Below are 20,032 nucleotides of genomic sequence, written 5' to 3' on the forward strand. Positions count from 1 at the left end.
TCACGGGTCAGGGGGATTTTCTGGGGCGGCACTTTACCGGATTGCGACCGGTTCAGGCAGTCTCGATCGGCGGAAAACTCTTCACTAGGTCATCCAGCTGCTTGAGCTGAGCGAGGAAGGGCTCCAGCTTGCTCAGGCGCAGCGCACAGGGACCGTCGCACTTGGCGTTTTCCGGCTCCGGATGCGCCTCGAGGAACAGACCGGCCAGGCCCTGGCTGATACCGGCCTTGGCCAGGTCGGTGACCTGGGCACGGCGGCCGCCGGCGGAATCGGCACGACCGCCCGGCATCTGCAGGGCATGGGTCACGTCGAAGAACACCGGGTACTCGAACTGCTTCATGATGCCGAAGCCGAGCATGTCCACCACCAGGTTGTTGTAACCGAAGCTCGAACCACGCTCGCAGAGGATCAGCTGATCGTTACCGGCTTCCTCGCACTTGTGCAGGATGTGCTTCATCTCCTGCGGCGCGAGGAACTGCGCCTTCTTGATATTGATCACCGCACCGGTCTTGGCCATGGCCACCACCAGGTCGGTCTGCCGGGAGAGGAAGGCCGGCAGCTGGATGATGTCGCACACTTCGGCCACGGCAGCCGCCTGATGCGGCTCGTGAACGTCGGTGATCACCGGCACGCCGAAGGTCTTCTTCACTTCCTCGAAGATCTTCATGCCCTCTTCCAGGCCGGGGCCACGGAAGGAGGTGACGGAGGAGCGGTTGGCCTTGTCGAAACTGGCCTTGAACACGTAGGGGATACCGAGCTTCTCGGTGACCCGCACATACTCCTCGCACGCCTGCATGGCCAGGTCGCGCGATTCGAGTACGTTGATACCCCCGAACAGCACGAACGGCTTGTCGTTGGCGATCTCGATATCGCGGACCTTGATGATCTTCTGAGCCATGCCTTAGACCTTCTTCCCTTTCTGTGCCAGCGCGGCGTTGACGAAACCGCTGAACAGCGGGTGGCCGTCACGCGGCGTGGAGGTGAATTCCGGGTGGAACTGGCACGCGACGAACCACGGATGATCCGGCGCCTCGACCACTTCGACCAGCGCGCCGTCACCGGAACGGCCAGTGACCTTCAGGCCGGCGTCGGTCAGTTGCGGCAGCAGGTTGTTGTTCACCTCGTAGCGATGGCGATGACGTTCGACGATCACGTCCTTGCCGTAGCAGTCATGCACCAGCGAACCGGCCTGCAGCTGGCAGTCCTGCGCGCCAAGGCGCATGGTGCCGCCCAGGTCGGAGCTTTCGCTGCGCTGCTCGACGCTGCCTGCGGCGTCCTGCCATTCGGTGATCAGACCCACCACCGGATGCTGGCTGGCCATGTCGAACTCGGTGGAGTTGGCGTCGCTCCAGCCCACTACGTTGCGGGCGTACTCGATGACCGCCACCTGCATGCCGAGGCAGATACCCAGGTAGGGAATCTTGTTCTCGCGGGCGTACTGCACGGTCTTGATCTTGCCTTCCACGCCACGCAGACCGAAGCCGCCGGGCACCAGGATGGCGTCCACGCCTTCGAGCAGCGCGGTGCCCTGGTTCTCGATGTCTTCGGAATCGATGTAGCGCAGGTTGACCTTGGTCCGGTTCTGGATGCCGGCGTGGCTCATCGCTTCGATCAGCGATTTGTACGCGTCCAGCAGTTCCATGTACTTGCCGACCATGGCGATGGTGACTTCTTTTTCCGGGTTGAGCTTGGCATCGACCACACGGTCCCACTCGGAGAGGTCGGCACTGCCGCACTCCAGACCGAAACGCTCGACGACGAAGTCATCCAGGCCCTGCGCATGCAGCACGCCCGGAATCTTGTAGATGGTATCGACGTCTTCCAGGCTGATCACCGCACGCTCTTCGACGTTGGTGAACAGGGCGATCTTGCGCCGCGAGGACACATCGATCGGGTGATCGGAGCGGCATACCAGCACGTCCGGCTGCAGGCCGATGGAACGCAGTTCCTTGACCGAATGCTGGGTCGGCTTGGTCTTGGTCTCGCCGGCGGTGGCGATGTACGGCACCAGGGTCAGGTGCATGAGCATCGCGCGCTTGGCGCCGACTTCGACGCGCAGCTGACGGATCGCCTCGAGGAACGGCTGCGACTCGATGTCACCCACGGTGCCACCGATCTCCACCAGGGCCACGTCGGCATCGCCGGCGCCCTTGATGATGCGACGCTTGATCTCGTCGGTGATGTGCGGGATGACCTGGATGGTCGCACCCAGGTAGTCACCACGGCGCTCCTTGCGCAGTACGTCTTCGTACACGCGGCCGGTGGTGAAGTTGTTGTTCTGGGTCATGGTGGTGCGGATGAACCGCTCGTAGTGGCCCAGGTCGAGGTCGGTCTCGGCGCCGTCCTGCGTGACGAACACCTCACCGTGCTGGAACGGGCTCATGGTGCCCGGATCGACGTTGATATAGGGGTCCAGCTTGAGCATGGTGACCTTCAGGCCCCGCGCCTCCAGGATGGCCGCCAGTGAAGCCGAGGCAATGCCTTTCCCCAATGAAGAAACAACACCACCCGTGACGAAGATGTAGCGCGTCATGAAAAACCCTAGAAGTCTGCGTTTAAGCGGTCAGTGCCGCCGGGGAAAGCGAAGGAGCGCCATTACTCGCAACAAACAATGGCAAGCCCGCCAAGCTCCCTGGGGGAGTCGGCAAAAGCTGTATTAAGACGGGAGCGTAGTCTACCCGAAACGCCTTACCAGCTCAAACCTTGCGCGCCGATCGGCGGCGACCAGTGAAGACGCACGCCGCACGCCTGTAACGACGCTGATTGCGCCAGATTCGCCACGGCCATCAGCTCGTCGCCATCGAACAACAATGGCAGTCGCGGACGCACGAACGCCGGCACACGCCACTCGTTGAGCAGGCGCTTGAGGTCGCGCCTGCCACGCTCCGGCAGGTGCAGCGATTCGCCGCCCAGGCGGTAGCGCAGGTGCCAGCGCCCCGCAGGCAGCTCACCTCTTATCTGCACCTCACCGTTGCCAGGCAGTTCGGATGCGCCCTGCACGCGCACAACGGCAGGATCGGGCAGCACAGGCGGCGCCAGCCAGTCAGCGCTGAGCCAGTACAGACGGCCATCGGCGCGGTGCAGCTCGCCATCCGCCAGCTTCCAGACGGGCGACGCATCCCCGGCCGCGTCGCGCAGGTCCCGCCAACCGGCCCAGTGATCGCTGTCGGGCATGCGACTCAACGGCGCCAGCCAATGACGCAGCAGATTGCGCTGCCGCGCATCGCTCAGTTGCGTTACCAGCGACAGCTCGAGCGATGGCAGCGCCAGCCAGGGAAAGAGCGGTTCGCCGCGTGCAGCCTGCAGATCTATGCGGGCCAGCTCGCCCAACAGCTGCTCGGCCTCGCTCAGGTGCGCCGCGCTGCGCGCGAGAGCGACACTAGCCCGGGGCCAGCGCTCGGCCAGCAACGGCATCACCCGCTGGCGCAGGAAGTTGCGGCTGAAGCGTGTGTCGGCGTTGCTCGGGTCTTCGATCCAGCTCAGCCCGTGCGCCTCGGCGTAGCCCTGCAGCTCGGCCCGCGAGCAATCGAGCAGCGGCCGCAGCAGCGTCCCCCGCCCCAACGGGCGCTGCCCTGGCATGGCCGCCAGGCCTCGCACACCGGCGCCGCGCAGCAGGCGAAACAGCAGCGTCTCCGCCTGGTCATCACGGTGCTGGGCGCTGAACAGCACCGCATCCGGCTGCAGGTGCTCGGCAAAGGCCGCGTAGCGCGCCTGCCGCGCCGCCTGCTCGACACTGGCCCGCGCCGCCACCTGCACGGCAACCACCTGCAAAGGGATGCCCAGCGCTGCGCAGAACTGCCGACAATGCTCAGGCCAGGCCGCAGCGACCGGTTGCAGGCCGTGCTGCACATGAATGGCCGAGAGCGCTGGCACGGCCTCCCGCCGGGCCAGCTCGGCGAGCAGATGCAGCAGCACGCTGGAATCCAGGCCGCCAGAGAAGGCAACGCACCAGGCCGAGGCGGTGCGCCAGGGCGCCAGGGCCTGGCGCAGGCGATTATCGAGAGCAGTCATCGACGCAGCTTAAAACAACAACGGGCCCGAAGGCCCGTTGTGATTTGCACAGGATGGATCAGGCGATGCCGTAGCTCATCAGGCGGTCATAACGACGCTTGAGCAGCGCCTCGGTGTCGTGCTCCTGCAAGCTGGCCAGTTGCTTGGTCAGTTCCTGGCGGATCGACTCGGAGGCGGCGGCAGGATCACGATGCGCGCCACCCAGCGGCTCGGCGATGACCTGGTCGACGATGCCCAGGTCCTTCAGGCGCTCGGCGGTGATGCCCATGGCTTCGGCAGCGTCCGGCGCCTTCTCGGCCGTGCGCCAGAGAATGGAGGCGCAACCTTCCGGCGAGATCACCGAGTAGGTGGAGTACTGCAGCATGTTCAGCTGGTCGCAGACGCCGATGGCCAGTGCGCCGCCGGAGCCACCCTCACCGATCACGGTGGCGATGATCGGGGTCTTCAGGCGCGCCATGACGCGCAGGTTCCAGGCGATTGCCTCGCTCTGCCCACGCTCCTCGGCATCGATGCCTGGGTAGGCGCCGGGGGTGTCGATGAAGGTCAGGATCGGCATCTTGAAGCGCTCGGCCATTTCCATCAGGCGGCAGGCCTTGCGGTAGCCTTCCGGGCGCGGCATGCCGAAGTTGCGGCGTACCTTCTCGCGCACTTCACGGCCTTTCTGGTGGCCGATGATCATCACCGGCTGGTCAGCCAGACGCGCCACACCACCGACGATGGCGGCATCGTCGGAGAAGTGACGATCACCGTGCAGCTCGTCGAACTCGGTGAAGATGTGCTGGATGTAGTCCAGGGTGTAGGGGCGGCGCGGATGACGGGCGAGCTGGGCAATCTGCCAGCTGCTCAGGTTGCCGAAGATGCTTTCGGTCAGGGCGCTGCTCTTGTCCTGCAGGCGGGCGATCTCGTCGCCGATGTTCAGCGAGTTGTCATTACCGACCAGGCGGAGCTCTTCGATCTTGGCTTGCAGGTCGGCGATCGGCTGTTCGAAGTCGAGGAAATTCGGGTTCATAGTCATCCGTCTTGCGTCGACGGCCAAGTGGCCGGGGAGCTGTATCCATTAGGCGCCCTACCTTAAGGGATAGGACGCAGCGGGTCGACACCCGCAGGTGCCTTTGCCGATGCCAGGGGGAATTTCCCCTCTCGCAATCAGCGGTAGTGCAAAAAGACGTTGTCGCGCCCGAACTGGTCACGCAATGCCTGAATCAAAGTGTCAGCCGGGTCGATTCGCCAGGCGTCGCCGAACTGAAGCAAGGCGCGTGCCTCTTCACCACTGTAGTCCAGCGTGACCGGGCAGGCGCCCTTGTGCTTGCTGCACAGTTCCGCCAGCCAGCGCAGGCGATCGCCCTTCAACGCGGCACTGGCGACCTTCAGGCGCAGGCTGTCGGCCAGGCCGGTGCGCGCCTCCTCCAGGCTCATCACGCGCTTGGCGCGCAGGCGCAGGCCACCGGAGAAATCGTCGTTGCTGACCTCGCCCTCGACCACCACCAGTGCATCGTTCTGCAGCAGCGCCTGGTTGCTGGCGAAGGCATCGGCGAACAGCGAGGCCTCGATGCGCCCGGAGCGGTCGTCGAGGGTGATGAAGCCCATCTTGTCGCCCTTCTTGTTCTTCATCACCCGCAGGTTGACGATCATCCCGGCGATGGTCTGGGTATCACGGGCCGGCTTCAGCTCGACGATGCGCTGACGGGCGAAGCGGCGAATCTCGCCCTCGTACTCATCGATGGGGTGACCGGACAGGTAGATGCCCAGGGTGTCCTTCTCACCCTTGAGACGCTCCTTGATCGGTAGCTCGCGCGCCTTGCGGTGGTTGGCGTACATGTCCGCTTCGGGCTCGCCGAACAGGCCGCCGAACAGGTCCATGTGACCACTCTCGGCGCTGCGTGCGGTCTGCTCGGCTGACTGCACCGCCTCCTCCATGGAGGCCAGCAGCACGGCACGGTTCTTGTCGACGCTGGCCTGGTAGGCCTTGAGCTCGTCCTGGTAGTAAGGGCCGAGACGATCCAGGGCGCCACTGCGGATCAGCGCCTCCAGGGTGCGCTTGTTGATGCGTTTGAGGTCGACGCGATTGCAGAAGTCGAACAGGTCCTTGAACGGCCCGCCTTCGCTGCGGCATTCGACGATGGCCTCCACCGGCCCCTCGCCGACGCCCTTCACCGCACCCAGGCCATAGACGATGCGACCGTCGTCGTTGACGGTGAACTTGAACTCGGAGACGTTCACATCCGGCGGGTCGATGCGCAACTTCATGTTGCGGCACTCTTCCACCAGGATCACCACCTTGTCGGTGTTGTGCATATCCGCCGAGAGCACCGCCGCCATGAACGGCGCCGGATAGTGCGCCTTGAGCCAGGCGGTCTGGTAGGAGACCAGGCCATAGGCTGCGGAGTGCGATTTGTTGAAGCCGTAACCGGCGAACTTTTCCACCAGGTCGAAGATGTTACCGGCCAGTTCCGCGTCGATGTTGTTGTTGGCACAACCTTCGATGAAGCCGCCGCGCTGCTTGGCCATCTCCTCGGGCTTCTTCTTGCCCATGGCGCGGCGCAGCATGTCCGCCTGACCCAGGGTATAGCCACCCATGACCTGGGCGATCTGCATCACCTGTTCCTGGTACAGGATGATGCCGTAGGTCGGCTTGAGCACCGGCTCCAGGCCTGCGTACTGGTAGTCGGGGTGCGGATAGGACAGCTCGGCACGGCCGTGCTTGCGGTTGATGAAGTCGTCCACCATGCCGGACTGCAGCGGCCCCGGGCGGAACAGCGCCACCAGTGCGATCATGTCTTCCAGGCAGTCGGGCTTGAGCTTCTTGATCAGCTCCTTCATGCCGCGCGATTCGAGCTGGAAGACCGCAGTGGTCTCCGCCTTCTGCAGCATGTCGTAGGTTTTCTTGTCGTCCAGCGGGATGAAGTCGATGTTGACCAGTTCCTCGTCGGAGGCACCGTCGCGCTTCTGCACGCGATGGATGGTTTCCATCGCCCACTTGATGATGGTCAGGGTACGCAGGCCGAGGAAGTCGAACTTGACCAGGCCGGCCTGCTCGACGTCGTCCTTGTCGAACTGGGTCACCAGGCCGCCGCCCTCCTCGTCACAGGCGATCGGCGAGAAGTCGGTGAGCTTGGTCGGCGCGATGACCACCCCCCCGGCGTGCTTGCCGGTACCACGCACCACACCCTCGAGCTTGAGCGACATGTCCCAGATTTCCTGGGCTTCCTCGTCGTTCTTGAGGAAGTCGCGCAGCGGCTCCTCCATCTCGTAGGCCTTCTCCAGGGTCATGCCCACTTCGAAGGGGATCATCTTCGACAGACGATCGGCCAGGCCGTAGGACTTGCCCTGAGCGCGCGCGACGTCGCGCACCACCGCCTTGGCCGCCATGGAACCGAAGGTGATGATCTGGCTCACCGCGTTGCGCCCGTACTTCTCGGCCACGTAGTCGATCACCCGGTCACGGCCATCCATGCAGAAGTCGACGTCGAAGTCGGGCATGGAGATCCGCTCGGGGTTGAGGAAACGTTCGAACAGCAGGTCATAGGCCAGCGGGTCGAGGTCGGTGATCTTCAGCACGTATGCCACCAGGGAGCCCGCACCCGAACCACGGCCCGGACCGACCGGCACGCCGTTGTTCTTCGCCCACTGGATGAAGTCCATCACGATGAGGAAGTAACCGGGGAAACCCATCTGGATGATGATGTCGAGCTCAAAGTTGAGGCGGTCGATGTAGACCTGCTTCTTCGCCTCGTAGTCCGGCGTGTCCTTGGGCAGCAGCACCTCGAGGCGCTCTTCCAGGCCCTCGAAGGACGCATGCCGCAGGTAGTCGTCGATGCCCATGCCGCCCGGCGTGGGGAAGTCCGGCAGGAAGTACTTGCCGAGCTGTACCTCGATGTTGCAGCGCTTGGCGATCTCGACGGTGTTTTCCAGCGCCTCGGGCAAGTCGGAGAACAGTTCCCACATTTCAGCGGGACTCTTCAGGTACTGCTGGTCGGAGTAGTGCCGTGGCCGGCGCGGATCGTCCAGGGTGCGGCCTTCGCCGATGCAGACGCGGGTTTCGTGGGCCTCGAAGTCGTCCTGCTTGATGAAACGCACGTCGTTGGTGGCCACCAGCGGCGCCTCGACGCGATCGGCCAGCGCCACCGCCGCGTGCAGGTACTCTTCGTCACCGACACGGCTGGTGCGCTGCACTTCCAGGTAGAAGCGCTCCGGGAACACCTGCATCCACTCGCGCAGGCGCGCCTCGGCCTGGGCCTCGTCACCAGCCAGCAAGGCCATGCCGACCTCGCCCTCGCGCGCGCCAGACAGGGCGATGAGCCCATCGGCAGCGGCCTTGACCCAGTCGCGCTGGATGATCACCAGATCGTTGCTCTGCCCTTCGGACCAGCCCCGCGAGATCAGCTCGGTTAGATTGCGATAGCCCTTGGCGTTCATCGCCAGCAGGGTCAGACGGGTCAGCGGGCCATCTTCCTCGGCGCTGGCCATCCAGATGTCGGCACCGCAGATCGGCTTGACCCCAGCGCCCATGGCGGTCTTGTAGAACTTCACCAGCGAGCACATGTTGCTCATGTCGGTGACTGCCACTGCCGGCATACCGCCCCCGGCAACGGCCTTGATCAGCGGTTTGACCCGCACCAGGCCATCGACCAGGGAATATTCGGTGTGCAGACGCAGATGGACGAAAGCTTGGGTCATGGGCGGCCTTGCAGGTGAAAACGACAAAGCGCGGATTGTAGCAGCAAGAGTGCGCTGCAAGCTGCAAGCTGCAAGCTCGTCGCCCATGCCCCGGATTGCATCCGGGCTACGCTGCTGCGCCTACACGGACTCCAGCAAGGCGCGGACCGGAGCGAAGGAGCGCCGGTGGATGGGCGTCGGCCCCAGGCGCTTGAGCGCCTCGAGATGCACCGGCGTGGGATAGCCCTTGTGCCCGGCGATGCCATAGCCGGGGTAGAGACGATCCATCTCGAGCATCTCGCGATCACGGCTGACCTTGGCCAGGATCGAGGCAGCGGCGATCGCCGGCACCCGACTGTCCCCCTTGACCACCGGGGCGCTGGGCACGGCCAGTTTCGGGCAGCGATTGCCATCGATCAGCGCCAGCTTCGGCGTCACCGCCAAGCCTTCCACGGCACGCTGCATGGCCAGCATGGTGGCATGCAGGATATTCAGGCGGTCGATCTCTTCCACCTCGGCACGGGCGATGCACCAGGCCAGGGCCTTCTCGCGGATCTCGTCGAACAGTGCCTCGCGGCGGGCCTCGGTGAGCTTCTTCGAATCGTTCAGGCCCAGGATCGGACGGGCCGGATCGAGAATCACCGCCGCCGTCACCACCGCGCCGCAGAGCGGGCCACGGCCGACTTCATCGACGCCGGCGACCAGTTCCTCGACCAGGGTAAAGTCCAGGCCCAGCTGCATCAGCCGCGCCCTGCAAGCTTGAGCACCGCATCGGCTGCCGACACCGAAGCATCGCGCCGCAGTGCACGGTGGATCACATCGAACCCCTCGGTCTGCACCTGACCGCCATCGATCAATGGCGCCACGGTCTGCGCCAACGCCTCGGCGGTCGCCGCATCCTGGATCAGCTCGGGCACCAGCAGACGCTCGGCCAGCAGGTTGGGCAGCGAGATATAGGGGCTTTTCACCAGGCGCTTGAGAATGCGATAGGTCATCGGCGCCACACGATAGGCCACCACCATCGGCCGCTTGTACAGCAGGGCCTCCAGGGTCGCCGTGCCGGAAGCGATCAGCACCGCGTCGCAGGCGGCCAGCACCTCGTGCGAGCGACCATCGAGCAGGGTCAGCGGCAGGTCGCGCCCGGCCAGCATCTGCTCGAGCTGCTCACGGCGCTCCGGGGTGGCGCATGGCAGCAGAAAACGGATGCCAGGGCGCAGCGCACGCAGACGAATCGCCGCGTCGAGAAAGAGTTCGCCAAGACGCGCCACTTCGCCGCCCCGACTGCCTGGCATCAGCGCGACGACGGCCTCGTCATGCGGCAGATCCAGCGCGTCGCGTGCCGCTGCGCGGTCGGCGTGCTGCGGTATGGCATCGGCCAGGGGGTGACCGACGAAGCGCACCGGCACCTGATGCGCATCGTAGAACTGCGCCTCGAACGGAAACAGGGTCAGCATCAGATCGCAGGCTTCACGGATCTTCAACACGCGCTTCTGCCGCCAGGCCCACACCGACGGGCTGACGTAGTGCACGGTCCTGATCCCGGCGCGGCGCAGCTTGAGCTCCAGGCCCAGGTTGAAATCCGGTGCATCGATGCCGATGAACACATCAGGCTGCGCCGCGATGAGGTCGCGTGCCAGCTGGCGTCGACGCCCCAGCAGCTCGAACAGGCGACCGAGCACCTCGACCAGCCCCATCACGGCCAGGCGTTCCATCGGGAAATAGGATGTCAGGCCCTCGGCTTCCATGCGTGCACCGCCCACGCCGATGAACTCGACGTCCGGGTGGCGCAACTTGATGGCCTGCATCAGGCCCGCTCCGAGAATATCGCCGGACGCCTCACCGGCGACCAGTGCGACGCGAAGAGGTCTAGTCATGGGATTCAGCGAGTGATGCCGCGTGTGGACGCCTGAATGGAGTCGCGGAATATCGCGACTTCCGGGAACTGGGCCGCGGACTCGGTCAACTCGGCGAGCGCCTGCTCGACGGTCAGGCCCTGGCGGTAGACCAGCTTGTAACCCTTGCGCAGCGCGGAGATGGCTTCGGCGGAGAAGCCACGACGGCGCATGCCTTCGAAATTCATGCTGCGCGCTTCGGCCGGGTTGCCGAATACGGTGACGAACGCCGGCACGTCCTTGCCGATGGCGGTACCCATGCCGGAAAAGCTGTGCGCGCCAATGCGACAGAACTGATGCACCAGGGTGTAACCGGACAGAATCGCCCAGTCGTCGACCCATACATGCCCCGCCAGCGCGGTGTTGTTGACCAGGATGCAATGATTGCCGATGACGCTGTCATGACCGATATGGGCATAGGCCATGATCAGGTTATGGTCACCGATGGTGGTTTCGCTGCGGTCCTGCACGGTGCCACGGTGAATGGTGACGCCTTCGCGAATCACGTTGTGATCACCGATCACCAGGCGCGTGGGCTCGCCCTTGTACTTCAGATCGGGGGTATCTTCGCCAACCGAGGAAAACTGGTAGATGCGGTTGTGCTTGCCAATCACGGTCGGTCCCTTGAGCACCACGTGCGGACCGATCACGCTCCCCTCGCCGATTTCCACATCGGGCCCGACAATGCTCCAGGGGCCGACGACGACGTCGTCGGCCAACCTGGCACTGGGGTCGATGATCGCGCGAGGGTCAATCGAACTCATAGCTTGCGTTCCGCACAGATGATTTCAGCGGAGCAGACTTCCTTGCCATCGACAGTGGCGCGGCACTCGAATTTCCAGATGCTGCGACGGTCGCTCAGGTACTTGGCTTCCAGTACCAGCTGATCGCCCGGCGTGACGGGAGAGCGGAAACGCAGCTTGTCGGAGCCGACGAAGTAGTACAGGGTGCCATCGGCCGGTTTCACGCCCATCATCTTGAAGCCGAGAATCCCGGCAGCCTGGGCCATGGCCTCGATGATCAGCACGCCCGGCATGATCGGATGCTCGGGGAAGTGGCCATTGAAGAACGGCTCATTGATGCTGACATTCTTGTAGGCGCGAACAGTCTTGCCTTCGACGTCCAGGTCCACCACACGATCCACCAGCAGGAAAGGATAGCGGTGCGGCAAATATTCACGAATTTCGTTGATGTCCATCATGTCCGGTTAAGCCTGTAAGAAAAGAAAAGAGCACGGCAGCACGCCATGCTCAGGCATCAGATGAGACATTCGCCGTCTGGGTCACGGCGGCCAGCTGCTTTTCCAGCTCTCGCAGACGCTTGGCCATCTCGTCCAACTGACGAATGCGTGCCGCACTCTTCTTCCACTCGCCTGCCGGTTGCATGGCGGTTCCGGAAGAATAGGCACCCGCTTCGGTGATCGAACGCGTCACCATGGTCATACCGGTGACGAACACGTTGTCGCACACCTCGATATGACCCACCATGCCGACACCACCCGCGATCATGCAGTTGCGACCGATCTTGGTGCTGCCGGAAATCCCGCAACAGCCCGCCATCGCGGTGTTGTCGCCGATCTGCACGTTGTGCGCGATCATGATCTGGTTATCCAGCTTCACGCCGTTGCCGATCAGGGTATCGGACAGCGCGCCACGGTCCACGGTGGTGTTGGCGCCGATCTCGACGTCATCGCCGATGGTCACCCCACCGATCTGCGCGATCTTCTGCCACACGCCCTTCTCGTTGGCGAAACCGAAGCCTTCGCCACCGATCACCGCCCCGGACTGAATCACCACGCGCTTGCCGATCCGCACGTCGTGGTACAGCGTCACGCGCGGTGCCAGCCAGCCACCGTCACCGATCACGCTGCGCGCACCGACCACGCAATGCGCGCCGATGCTGACGTCCGCGCCGATACGCGCGCCACTTTCGATCACGGCAAAGGCCCCGATACTGGCACTCGGATCGACCTGCGCATCCGCTGCAACCTGGGCAGTGGCATGCACGCCGGCCGCTGCCACGGGCTTGCGATCGAACAGATGGGACAGCTGGGCGTAGGCGAGATAGGGGTTGGCGACGATCAGCGCGTCACCCGCGTAGCCTTCCGCATCGGCAGCCGTCAGCAGCACCGCGCCGGCCTGGCTCTCGGCCAGGAACTTGCGGTACTGGGCGTTGGCCAGGAAGCTCAACTGTTCGGGCCCGGCCTCCTGCAAGGTGGCCAGGCCCGAGATGACCTTGCCTTCGGCGCCACGCAGGGTGGCGCCCAGGCGCTCGGCCAACTGGCCGAGGGTAACTGTCACGGCCATGCTCAACGCATCTGATTCATGCGCTCGATGACCTGGCGAGTGATGTCGTACTGAGGTTTGACATCGATCACCGCACCGCGCTCGAGAACCAGGTCGAAGTTGCCTTTCTTGATGACTTCTTCGACCGCCTTGTCCAGGTTCGGTTTGAGCTTGGCCAGCATCTCGCGATCGGCAATGGCCTTGGCTTCGTTCAGTTCCTTGGACTGGAACTGGAAATCACGGGCCTTCTGCTTGAACTCGAGCTCGAGACGCTCGCGCTCGGCCTGCTGCATCTTCTCGCCTTCCTTGACCATGCGGTCCTGGATGCGCTTGGCGTCGCTTTCCAGGGTCTTGAGCTTGTTCAACTGCGGGCCGAACTTCTTCTCGGCATCGACGGCGTAACGCTTGGCCGCATCCGACTCGAGCAGCGCCATCTGATAGTTCAGTACGGCCACCTTCATTTCAGCGAACGCCGGAGTGGCGATCAGGGCGGCGGTGAACAGAACCAGTTGAGTCAACTTACGCACAATGCACTCCTGCAACAAAACTGTTGGCTTTCGGTGAAACAGATTAGAAGGTTTGACCCAGGGAGAACTGGAACACCTGAGTATCGGCATCATCCGGCTTCTTGATCGGCATGGCCAGGCTGAAGCTCAGCGGACCGAGCGCGGTGATCCAGGTCACGCCGACACCCACGGAGCTGGCCAGGTTGCTGAAGTCGATATCGCAGCTGTCGCTGATCTTCTTCTGGCTCGACGAGCAATTGGTGTCGAACACGTTACCCACGTCCCAGAACAGCGAGGTACGCAGCGAACGCTGGTCCTTGACGAACGGCAGCGGGAACAGCATCTCCACGCCACCTTGCACCAGCACGTTACCACCGAACGGCAGCGGATCCTGGTCCGGATCGGCCAGCGTGCCGGGCTTGGTACCGGTACTCGGCGTGCTGCGCGGGCCCAGGCTGCTATCCTCGAAACCACGTACCGAGTTGAAGCCACCGGCGTAGTAGTGCTCGTAGAACGGCAGTTCCGCCGTGCTGCCATAGCTGTCGCCATAACCCAGCTGGGTATGGAAGCGCAGCGTGTAGTTGTCACTGAGCGGCGTGAACACCTGGCCGCGATAGTCGAGCTTGTAGAACGACAGGTCGCTGCCCGGCAGGGTGGTTTCCAGCACCAGGCTCTGCGAATGACCACGGTTGGCCAGCACGCCACGGTTGAGGGTCGACTCGGACCAGCCGATGGAGCCCTTGAAGTTCAGGTAGTTGTCGCCCTCGGCGTCGATGAAGTCGAAGATCTCGTCGACGGTGTAACGACCGGTGTCGATGCTGTCCTGCTGCATGGTCAGGCCGTAGGTCAGGCGCGACGTCTCGCTGATCGGGTAGCCGATGTTGACGCCTGCACCCAGGCTGTCCACCGAGTAGCTGGACACGTCGACATCGAGCTCATCGTAGTCGGTGGTGCGGTAGAAGGCGTTGTAACCCAGGCTGACGCCGTCGACGGTCCAGTAGGGGTCAACGAAGCCGAAGCTGTAGCGGGTCTGGTATTCGCTGCGGGTCAGGCCGATGCTGACCTTGTTACCGGTACCCAGGAAGTTGTTCTGGCTGATCGAGCCACCCAGGATCAGACCGGCGTTCTGGGCGAAACCGACGCTGGCGGTGATCGAGCCGGAAGGCTGTTCCTCGACGCTGTAGTTGACGTCGATCTGGTCGTCGGTGCCCGGTACCTGCGGCGTTTCGACGTTGACTTCCTTGAAGAAGCCGAGGCGCTCCAGGCGCACCTTGGATTGATCGATCAGGTAGGTCGAGGCCCAGCCACCTTCCATCTGGCGCATCTCGCGGCGCAGCACTTCGTCCTCGGACTTGGTGTTGCCACGGAAGTTGATGCGGTTGACGTAGGCGCGCTTGCCCGGATCGACGAAGAAGGTGATCGAGACGCTGTTGTCTTCGTCATGCGCTTCCGGCACGCCGTTGACGTTGGCGAAGGTGTAGCCCTCGTTGCCCAGGCGGCGGGTGATCAGCTCGCTGGTGGTGGTCATGATCTTGCGCGAGAAGACCTGACCTTCCTTGACCAGCAGCAGCGCACGCACGTCCTCTTCCGGCACCTTGAGGTCACCGGACAGCTTCACGTCGCGGACGCTGTACTTCTCGCCCTCTTCGACGTTGACGGTGATGTAGACGTGCTTCTTGTCCGGGGTGATGGATACCTGGGTGGAGCTGATGTCCATGTTGATGTAGCCGCGGTCCAGGTAGTACGAGCGCAGGCGCTCGAGGTCACCGGAGAGTTTCTCGCGGGCGTACTTGTCGTCGTTCTTGAAGAACGACAGCCAGTTGGTGGTCTTCAGCTCGAACAGGTCGCTCAGGTCTTCGTCGGAGAAGACGGTGTTGCCGACCACGTTGATGTGGGAGATCGCCGCAACGGTACCTTCGTTGATGGTGATCTTCAGCGCCACGCGGTTACGCGGCTGCGGAATCACTTCGGCCTCGATCTCGGCCGAGTAGCGGCCCTGGGCCACGTACTGACGCTGCAGTTCGTTACGCACGCCTTCGAGGGTCGCGCGCTGGAAGATCTCGCCTTCCGCCAGGCCGGACTGGTTCAGGCCCTTGAGCAGGTCTTCGGTGGTGATGGCCTTGTTGCCCTCGATCTCGATGCCGGAGATGGAAGGACGCTCGACCACGGTGACGACCAGCACATCGCCATCGCGACCGAGCTGGATGTCCTGGAAGAAGCCGGTACGGAACAGGGAACGGGTGGCGTCGACCAACTGGCGGTCGTCGACCTGCTCGCCCACGTTCAACGGCAGCGCGCCGAACACGCTGCCGGCGGAGACCCGCTGCAGACCGTTGACGCGTATATCGGAGATGGTGAAGGACTCGGCGTGAACTTCGGCGATCATCAATGCGGACAGTACCGCAGGTAGCAGCAGACGTTTCATGAAGTCCTTTCTTATTCCAACTGACGATAAAAGCTGCCGCTCGAGGCGACACTTCTTGTAAATCTCAAGAACGCAATCCAGCAATGCTTACAGACGGCTGAGATCGTTGACCAACGCCAACAACATGACCCCGATGACCAGACTGATGCCGATCTGCATCCCCCAACCCTGAACCCGCTCGGACAAGGGGCGACCACGCACCCACTCGACCAGATAGAACAGCAGATGCCCACCATCCAGTACGGGAATGGGCAAAAGATTGAGAACCCCCAGGCTAATACTCAGATATGCAAGGAATTTCAGGAAATCCCCCAGCCCTGACTCAGCCGAAGCGCCCGCCACTTTAGCAATGGTTATCGGCCCGCTCAAGTTTTTTACCGAGAGCTCTCCGAAGAGCATTTTCTTCAGCGAATCAAGGGTCAGCAGGCTCATCGCCCAGGTCTGGCGGACACCTTCGGCAACGCCTTCGAGCGGCCCGTAGCGCACCTCGCGCAGCATTTCCGGCGGCCATTCGACACCCTGCACGCCAGCCCCCAAGTAGCCGCTGCGCGCCTCACCCTCGCCCCGCGCCGCCAGGGCCAGGCGCACGTCCTGCGCCTGACCGGCGCGCTCGTAGCGCAGGGTCACGTCGGCGCCGGGAAGCTTGCGCACGCGATCGACCAGGTCCTGCCAGTCGGCCAGCGGCTCGCCGTCGAGCGCCAGCAGGCGGTCGCCCGGCTTCAGGCCGGCAGCATAGGCCGGCCCTTTGGAATCGATCTCGGCCAGAACCGGCTCGAGCACCGGGCGCCAGGGGCGAATGCCGAGCGAGCCGATCGGGTCCGGCTCATCGACACCGCGCAGCCAGTTGTCCAGCGGCACTTGCTTGGCAGTCTCCACGGTGGAACCGGGTTCGAGCACGCGCAGATTCAGGGTACCGCTCTCCCCCAGGCGTCGAACCAGCTGCAGGTTGACTGCCGCCCAGCCCGTGGTGGCCTCGCCATTGACCGCGACGATTTCCTGTCCGGCCTGCAGGCCGGCCGTTTCCGCCAGGCTGTCGGGCTGCACCGCGCCAATGACCGGGCGCACCTGCTGACTGCCGAGCATGGCGACGAACCAGAAGAACAGCAGTGCCAGCAGGAAGTTGGCCACCGGCCCGGCCGCCACGATGGCGATGCGCTGACCCACGCTCTTGCGGTTGAATGCCTGGTCGAGCTGCTCGTCCGGCACGCTGCCCTCGCGCTCGTCGAGCATCTTCACGTAGCCGCCCAGGGGAATGGCGGCCACCACGAATTCGGTGCCCTGACGGTCATGCCAGCGCAGCAGCGGCGTGCCGAAGCCGACGGAGAAACGCAGCACCTTGACCCCACAGCGACGGGCCACCCAGAAATGCCCGAACTCATGGAAGGTCACCAGCACACCCAGCGCGACCAGGGTGCCAACCAGCATGTACAGCCCACTCATTTCACTTCTCCAGCCCTACGCGCCGTTCATGGCCTGGCGCACGTCGGGTCAACACAGGCTCGCTCAATGACCGGCAAGCCATTCTCCAGCCAGCGCGCGCGCTTGCGCGTCGGCCTCGAATACCGCGTCGAGCGCTTCGACAGTCTGCACCGGTTGCGCGTTCAACACGGACTCAATCATACGCGCGATATCGATGAAACGTATGCGCCCCTGCAGGAAGGCCTCGACGGCCACCTCATTGGCGGCATTGAGCATCGCCGGCGCACTGCCGCCGGCCTGCACGGCCTCGCGGGCAAGGCGCAGGCAAGGGAAACGCTGCTCGTCGGGGCGCTCGAAATCGAGGCGACCGACCGTGAACAGGTCCAGCGGCGACACGCCCGAGTCGATGCGCTCCGGCCAGGCCAGCGCATGCGCGATCGGCGTGCGCATGTCCGGATTGCCCAGCTGGGCCAGCACCGAGCCATCGACGTAATCGACCAGCGAATGAATCACGCTCTGCCGATGGATCACCACCTCGATCTGCTCGGGGCGCGCATCGAACAGCCAGCACGCCTCGATCAGCTCCAGGCCCTTGTTCATCATGCTCGCCGAGTCGACGGAGATCTTGCGCCCCATGGACCAGTTCGGGTGAGCGCAGGCCTGCTCGGGGGTCACGTGTTCCAGCGCCGCCAGCGGCGTTTCACGGAACGGCCCGCCAGATGCGGTCAGCAGGACGCGGCGAACCCCCACCTGCTGCAGGCCCCGGGCATAGTCACCGGGCAGGCACTGGAAAATCGCATTGTGTTCGCTGTCGATCGGCAGCAGCACGGCACCGCTGCTCCTGACCGCCTGCATGAACAGGGCGCCGGACATCACCAGCGCCTCCTTGTTGGCCAGCAACACCTTCTTGCCGGCCTGCACGGCCGCCAGCGTCGGACGCAGGCCCGCCGCCCCGACGATCGCCGCCATCACGCAGTCGACCTCGGCATCCGCGGCGACGGCGCACAGCCCCTCCTCGCCACACAGCACCTGGGTATCCAGCCCGTCGGCCTGCAGGCTGCCCTGCAGGGTACGCGCAGCCTGGGCATCGGGCACCACGGCGTAGCGCGGACGATGCTTGAGGCACAGTACCCGCAACTCCGCCAGGCGCGAGAAGCCGCTGAGGGCAAAGACCCTGTAGCGCTCGGGGTGACGCGCGATCACGTCCAGCGTGCTCAGCCCGATCGACCCGGTGGCGCCGAGCACCGTGATGCGCTGCACTGCACTCACAGCGCGCCCCACCCTGCCAGCCAGAGCAGCGCGGCGAACAATGGAATGGCCGCCGTGAGGCTGTCGATGCGATCGAGCACGCCACCATGCCCAGGCAGCAGGTTACTGCTGTCCTTGATCCCGGACTGGCGCTTGAACATGCTCTCGGTCAGGTCGCCGATCACCGAAATGAACACCACCAAGGCGGCGCCGACCAGGGCCAGCACCAGCCCCTTGAATGACCAGCCCTGCTGAAGCCCGACCAGCAGGGTGATCAGCAGGCTGGCGGCCAGACCGCCATACACCCCTTCCCAACTCTTGCCCGGGCTGACCTTGGGTGCCAGCTTGCGCTTGCCGAAGGCCTTGCCGGAGAAATAGGCACCGATATCCGCCCCCCACACCAGCACCATCACCGCGATGATCAGCCCGTTGGCCTGCGGCCACTGCTTGAGCAGCACCAGCCCCTGCCAGGCCGGCAGCAGGATCAGCAGGCCGATCAGCAGGCGCCGGGGTACGTCACCCCAGAAGCGACTGCTGTAGGGGTACGTCAGCACCAGGAAGGTCGCGGCCAGCCACCAGAGCACGGCCACCACCAGCAGCCAGGGGGCCACGACCGGCGTCAGGTACAGCACGCCAAGCAACGCCGCGACCACGACGGCATAGCCCACCCGCTGCGCCTGCGCCTCAAGACCAGCCAGACGCGCCCACTCCCAGGCGCCCAGGGAGACGACCACGCCGATGAACAATGCGAAGGCAGCGCCGTCGAGCAGGAAGAATCCGCCCAGGGCAATGGGCAACAGCACCAGTGCCGTGATGATTCGTTGTTTGAGCATCAGGAACGCGCCTCAGCCTCTACCTGCTCGCTGGTCTTGCCGAAGCGACGCTGGCGGTTGGCGAAATCGGCCAGCGCCTTGCGCATGGCCTCGTGCTTGAAATCCGGCCAGTACAGGTCGGAGAAGTACAGCTCGCTGTAGGCCAGCTGCCAGAGGAGGAAATTGCTGATGCGATGCTCGCCACCGGTGCGGATACACAGATCGGGCAACGGCAGATCGCCGGTGGCCAGGCAGCCCTGCAGCAGCTCGGGGGTGATGTCCTCGGGCTGCAGGTGGCCGGCTTGCACCTCTCGCGCCAGGCGCTGGGCAGCCTGGGCGATGTCCCACTGGCCGCCATAGTTGGCAGCGATCTGCAGGATGAAACGACGACTGCCCGCCGTCTGCAGTTCGGCCTCGCGCATCGCCGCCTGCAACTCGGGATGAAAGCGCGAGCGATCACCGATGATGCGCAGGCTGATGTCGTTGTCCTGCAGACGCCGGGCCTCGCGGCGCAGCGCACCGAGGAACAGCTCCATCAGCGCGCCGACCTCTTCGGCCGGGCGCTGCCAGTTCTCACTGGAGAAGGCGAACAGGGTGAGCACCTCGACACCCGACTCGGCACAGACCTCGATCACCGCGCGAACCGCGTCGACTCCGGCCTTGTGCCCTGCCACTCCCGGCAACAGGCGTTTCTTCGCCCAGCGGTTGTTGCCGTCCATGATGATGGCGACATGCCGCGGCACCGCCTGCTTGTTCTTGTCCATGTCAGGGCGCTCAG

Annotated in this window: 16 protein-coding genes; all 16 read right to left on the reverse strand. The window is 64.1% G+C overall.

What is annotated here, in order from left to right:
* Positions 1-52: 52 nt before the first annotated feature.
* The 16 genes from kdsA to uppS all read right to left on the reverse strand — a co-directional run bounded on the left by kdsA (position 53) and on the right by uppS (position 20,018).
* A complete protein-coding gene (kdsA, locus tag EWH21_RS17155; RefSeq protein ID WP_179554630.1) occupies positions 53-898 on the reverse strand; it encodes a 3-deoxy-8-phosphooctulonate synthase in 846 nt (281 codons plus the stop codon).
* A gap of 3 nt (positions 899-901) precedes the next feature.
* Positions 902-2,533 carry a CTP synthase gene (locus EWH21_RS17160; protein WP_037053793.1) on the reverse strand — a complete coding sequence of 544 codons (1,632 nt, stop codon included), beginning with the start codon at positions 2,531-2,533 and terminating at the stop codon, positions 902-904.
* Between the two features lie 155 nt (positions 2,534-2,688).
* Positions 2,689-4,011: a tRNA lysidine(34) synthetase TilS gene (tilS, locus tag EWH21_RS17165; RefSeq protein WP_277698909.1), complete on the reverse strand. Its 1,323-nt coding sequence runs from the start codon at positions 4,009-4,011 to the stop codon at positions 2,689-2,691.
* Positions 4,012-4,069: 58 nt separating this feature from the next.
* The gene (locus EWH21_RS17170; RefSeq protein ID WP_175253769.1) at positions 4,070-5,020 is read right to left on the reverse strand and encodes an acetyl-CoA carboxylase carboxyltransferase subunit alpha; all 951 of its coding nucleotides are present in this window, start codon (positions 5,018-5,020) and stop codon (positions 4,070-4,072) included.
* A 137-nt stretch (positions 5,021-5,157) separates the two neighbouring features.
* Positions 5,158-8,688 carry a DNA polymerase III subunit alpha gene (dnaE, locus tag EWH21_RS17175; RefSeq protein ID WP_179554633.1) on the reverse strand — a complete coding sequence of 1,177 codons (3,531 nt, stop codon included), beginning with the start codon at positions 8,686-8,688 and terminating at the stop codon, positions 5,158-5,160.
* Positions 8,689-8,808: 120 nt separating this feature from the next.
* Positions 8,809-9,408 carry a ribonuclease HII gene (rnhB, locus tag EWH21_RS17180; protein WP_134677473.1) on the reverse strand — a complete coding sequence of 200 codons (600 nt, stop codon included), beginning with the start codon at positions 9,406-9,408 and terminating at the stop codon, positions 8,809-8,811.
* Positions 9,408-10,541, reverse strand: a complete 1,134-nt coding sequence (gene lpxB, locus EWH21_RS17185) for a lipid-A-disaccharide synthase (RefSeq protein ID WP_037053782.1) — start codon at positions 10,539-10,541, stop codon at positions 9,408-9,410. The genes rnhB and lpxB overlap by 1 nt, the downstream gene beginning before the upstream one ends.
* A 5-nt stretch (positions 10,542-10,546) precedes the next feature.
* Positions 10,547-11,323, reverse strand: a complete 777-nt coding sequence (gene lpxA / locus EWH21_RS17190) for an acyl-ACP--UDP-N-acetylglucosamine O-acyltransferase (protein ID WP_277698910.1) — start codon at positions 11,321-11,323, stop codon at positions 10,547-10,549.
* Entirely contained in the window at positions 11,320-11,760 is a 441-nt protein-coding gene (gene fabZ / locus EWH21_RS17195) for a 3-hydroxyacyl-ACP dehydratase FabZ (protein WP_017363778.1), read from the reverse strand. The genes lpxA and fabZ overlap by 4 nt, the downstream gene beginning before the upstream one ends.
* Positions 11,761-11,809: 49 nt before the next feature.
* Positions 11,810-12,871 (reverse strand): UDP-3-O-(3-hydroxymyristoyl)glucosamine N-acyltransferase, encoded by a 1,062-nt coding sequence (gene lpxD, locus EWH21_RS17200; RefSeq protein WP_150605826.1) that lies wholly within the window; start codon positions 12,869-12,871, stop codon positions 11,810-11,812.
* Entirely contained in the window at positions 12,868-13,371 is a 504-nt protein-coding gene (locus tag EWH21_RS17205) for an OmpH family outer membrane protein (protein WP_037053771.1), read from the reverse strand. The genes lpxD and EWH21_RS17205 overlap by 4 nt, the downstream gene beginning before the upstream one ends.
* Before the next feature lie 43 nt (positions 13,372-13,414).
* Positions 13,415-15,775: an outer membrane protein assembly factor BamA gene (gene bamA, locus EWH21_RS17210; RefSeq protein WP_277698911.1), complete on the reverse strand. Its 2,361-nt coding sequence runs from the start codon at positions 15,773-15,775 to the stop codon at positions 13,415-13,417.
* 87 nt (positions 15,776-15,862) lie between these two features.
* On the reverse strand, positions 15,863-17,215 hold the full coding sequence (rseP, locus tag EWH21_RS17215; protein ID WP_277698912.1) for a sigma E protease regulator RseP: 1,353 nt from the start codon (positions 17,213-17,215) through the stop codon (positions 15,863-15,865).
* 63 nt (positions 17,216-17,278) lie between these two features.
* Positions 17,279-18,463: a 1-deoxy-D-xylulose-5-phosphate reductoisomerase gene (gene ispC, locus EWH21_RS17220; protein WP_277698913.1), complete on the reverse strand. Its 1,185-nt coding sequence runs from the start codon at positions 18,461-18,463 to the stop codon at positions 17,279-17,281.
* Positions 18,460-19,275 carry a phosphatidate cytidylyltransferase gene (locus EWH21_RS17225; protein ID WP_277698914.1) on the reverse strand — a complete coding sequence of 272 codons (816 nt, stop codon included), beginning with the start codon at positions 19,273-19,275 and terminating at the stop codon, positions 18,460-18,462. Before EWH21_RS17225 ends, ispC begins: the two co-directional genes overlap by 4 nt.
* Entirely contained in the window at positions 19,275-20,018 is a 744-nt protein-coding gene (gene uppS, locus EWH21_RS17230; protein ID WP_277698915.1) for a polyprenyl diphosphate synthase, read from the reverse strand. The genes EWH21_RS17225 and uppS overlap by 1 nt, the downstream gene beginning before the upstream one ends.
* Positions 20,019-20,032: the final 14 nt, after the last annotated feature.

Source organism: Pseudomonas sp. REST10, assembly GCF_029542605.1.
Taxonomy (GTDB): domain Bacteria; phylum Pseudomonadota; class Gammaproteobacteria; order Pseudomonadales; family Pseudomonadaceae; genus Aquipseudomonas; species Aquipseudomonas khazarica.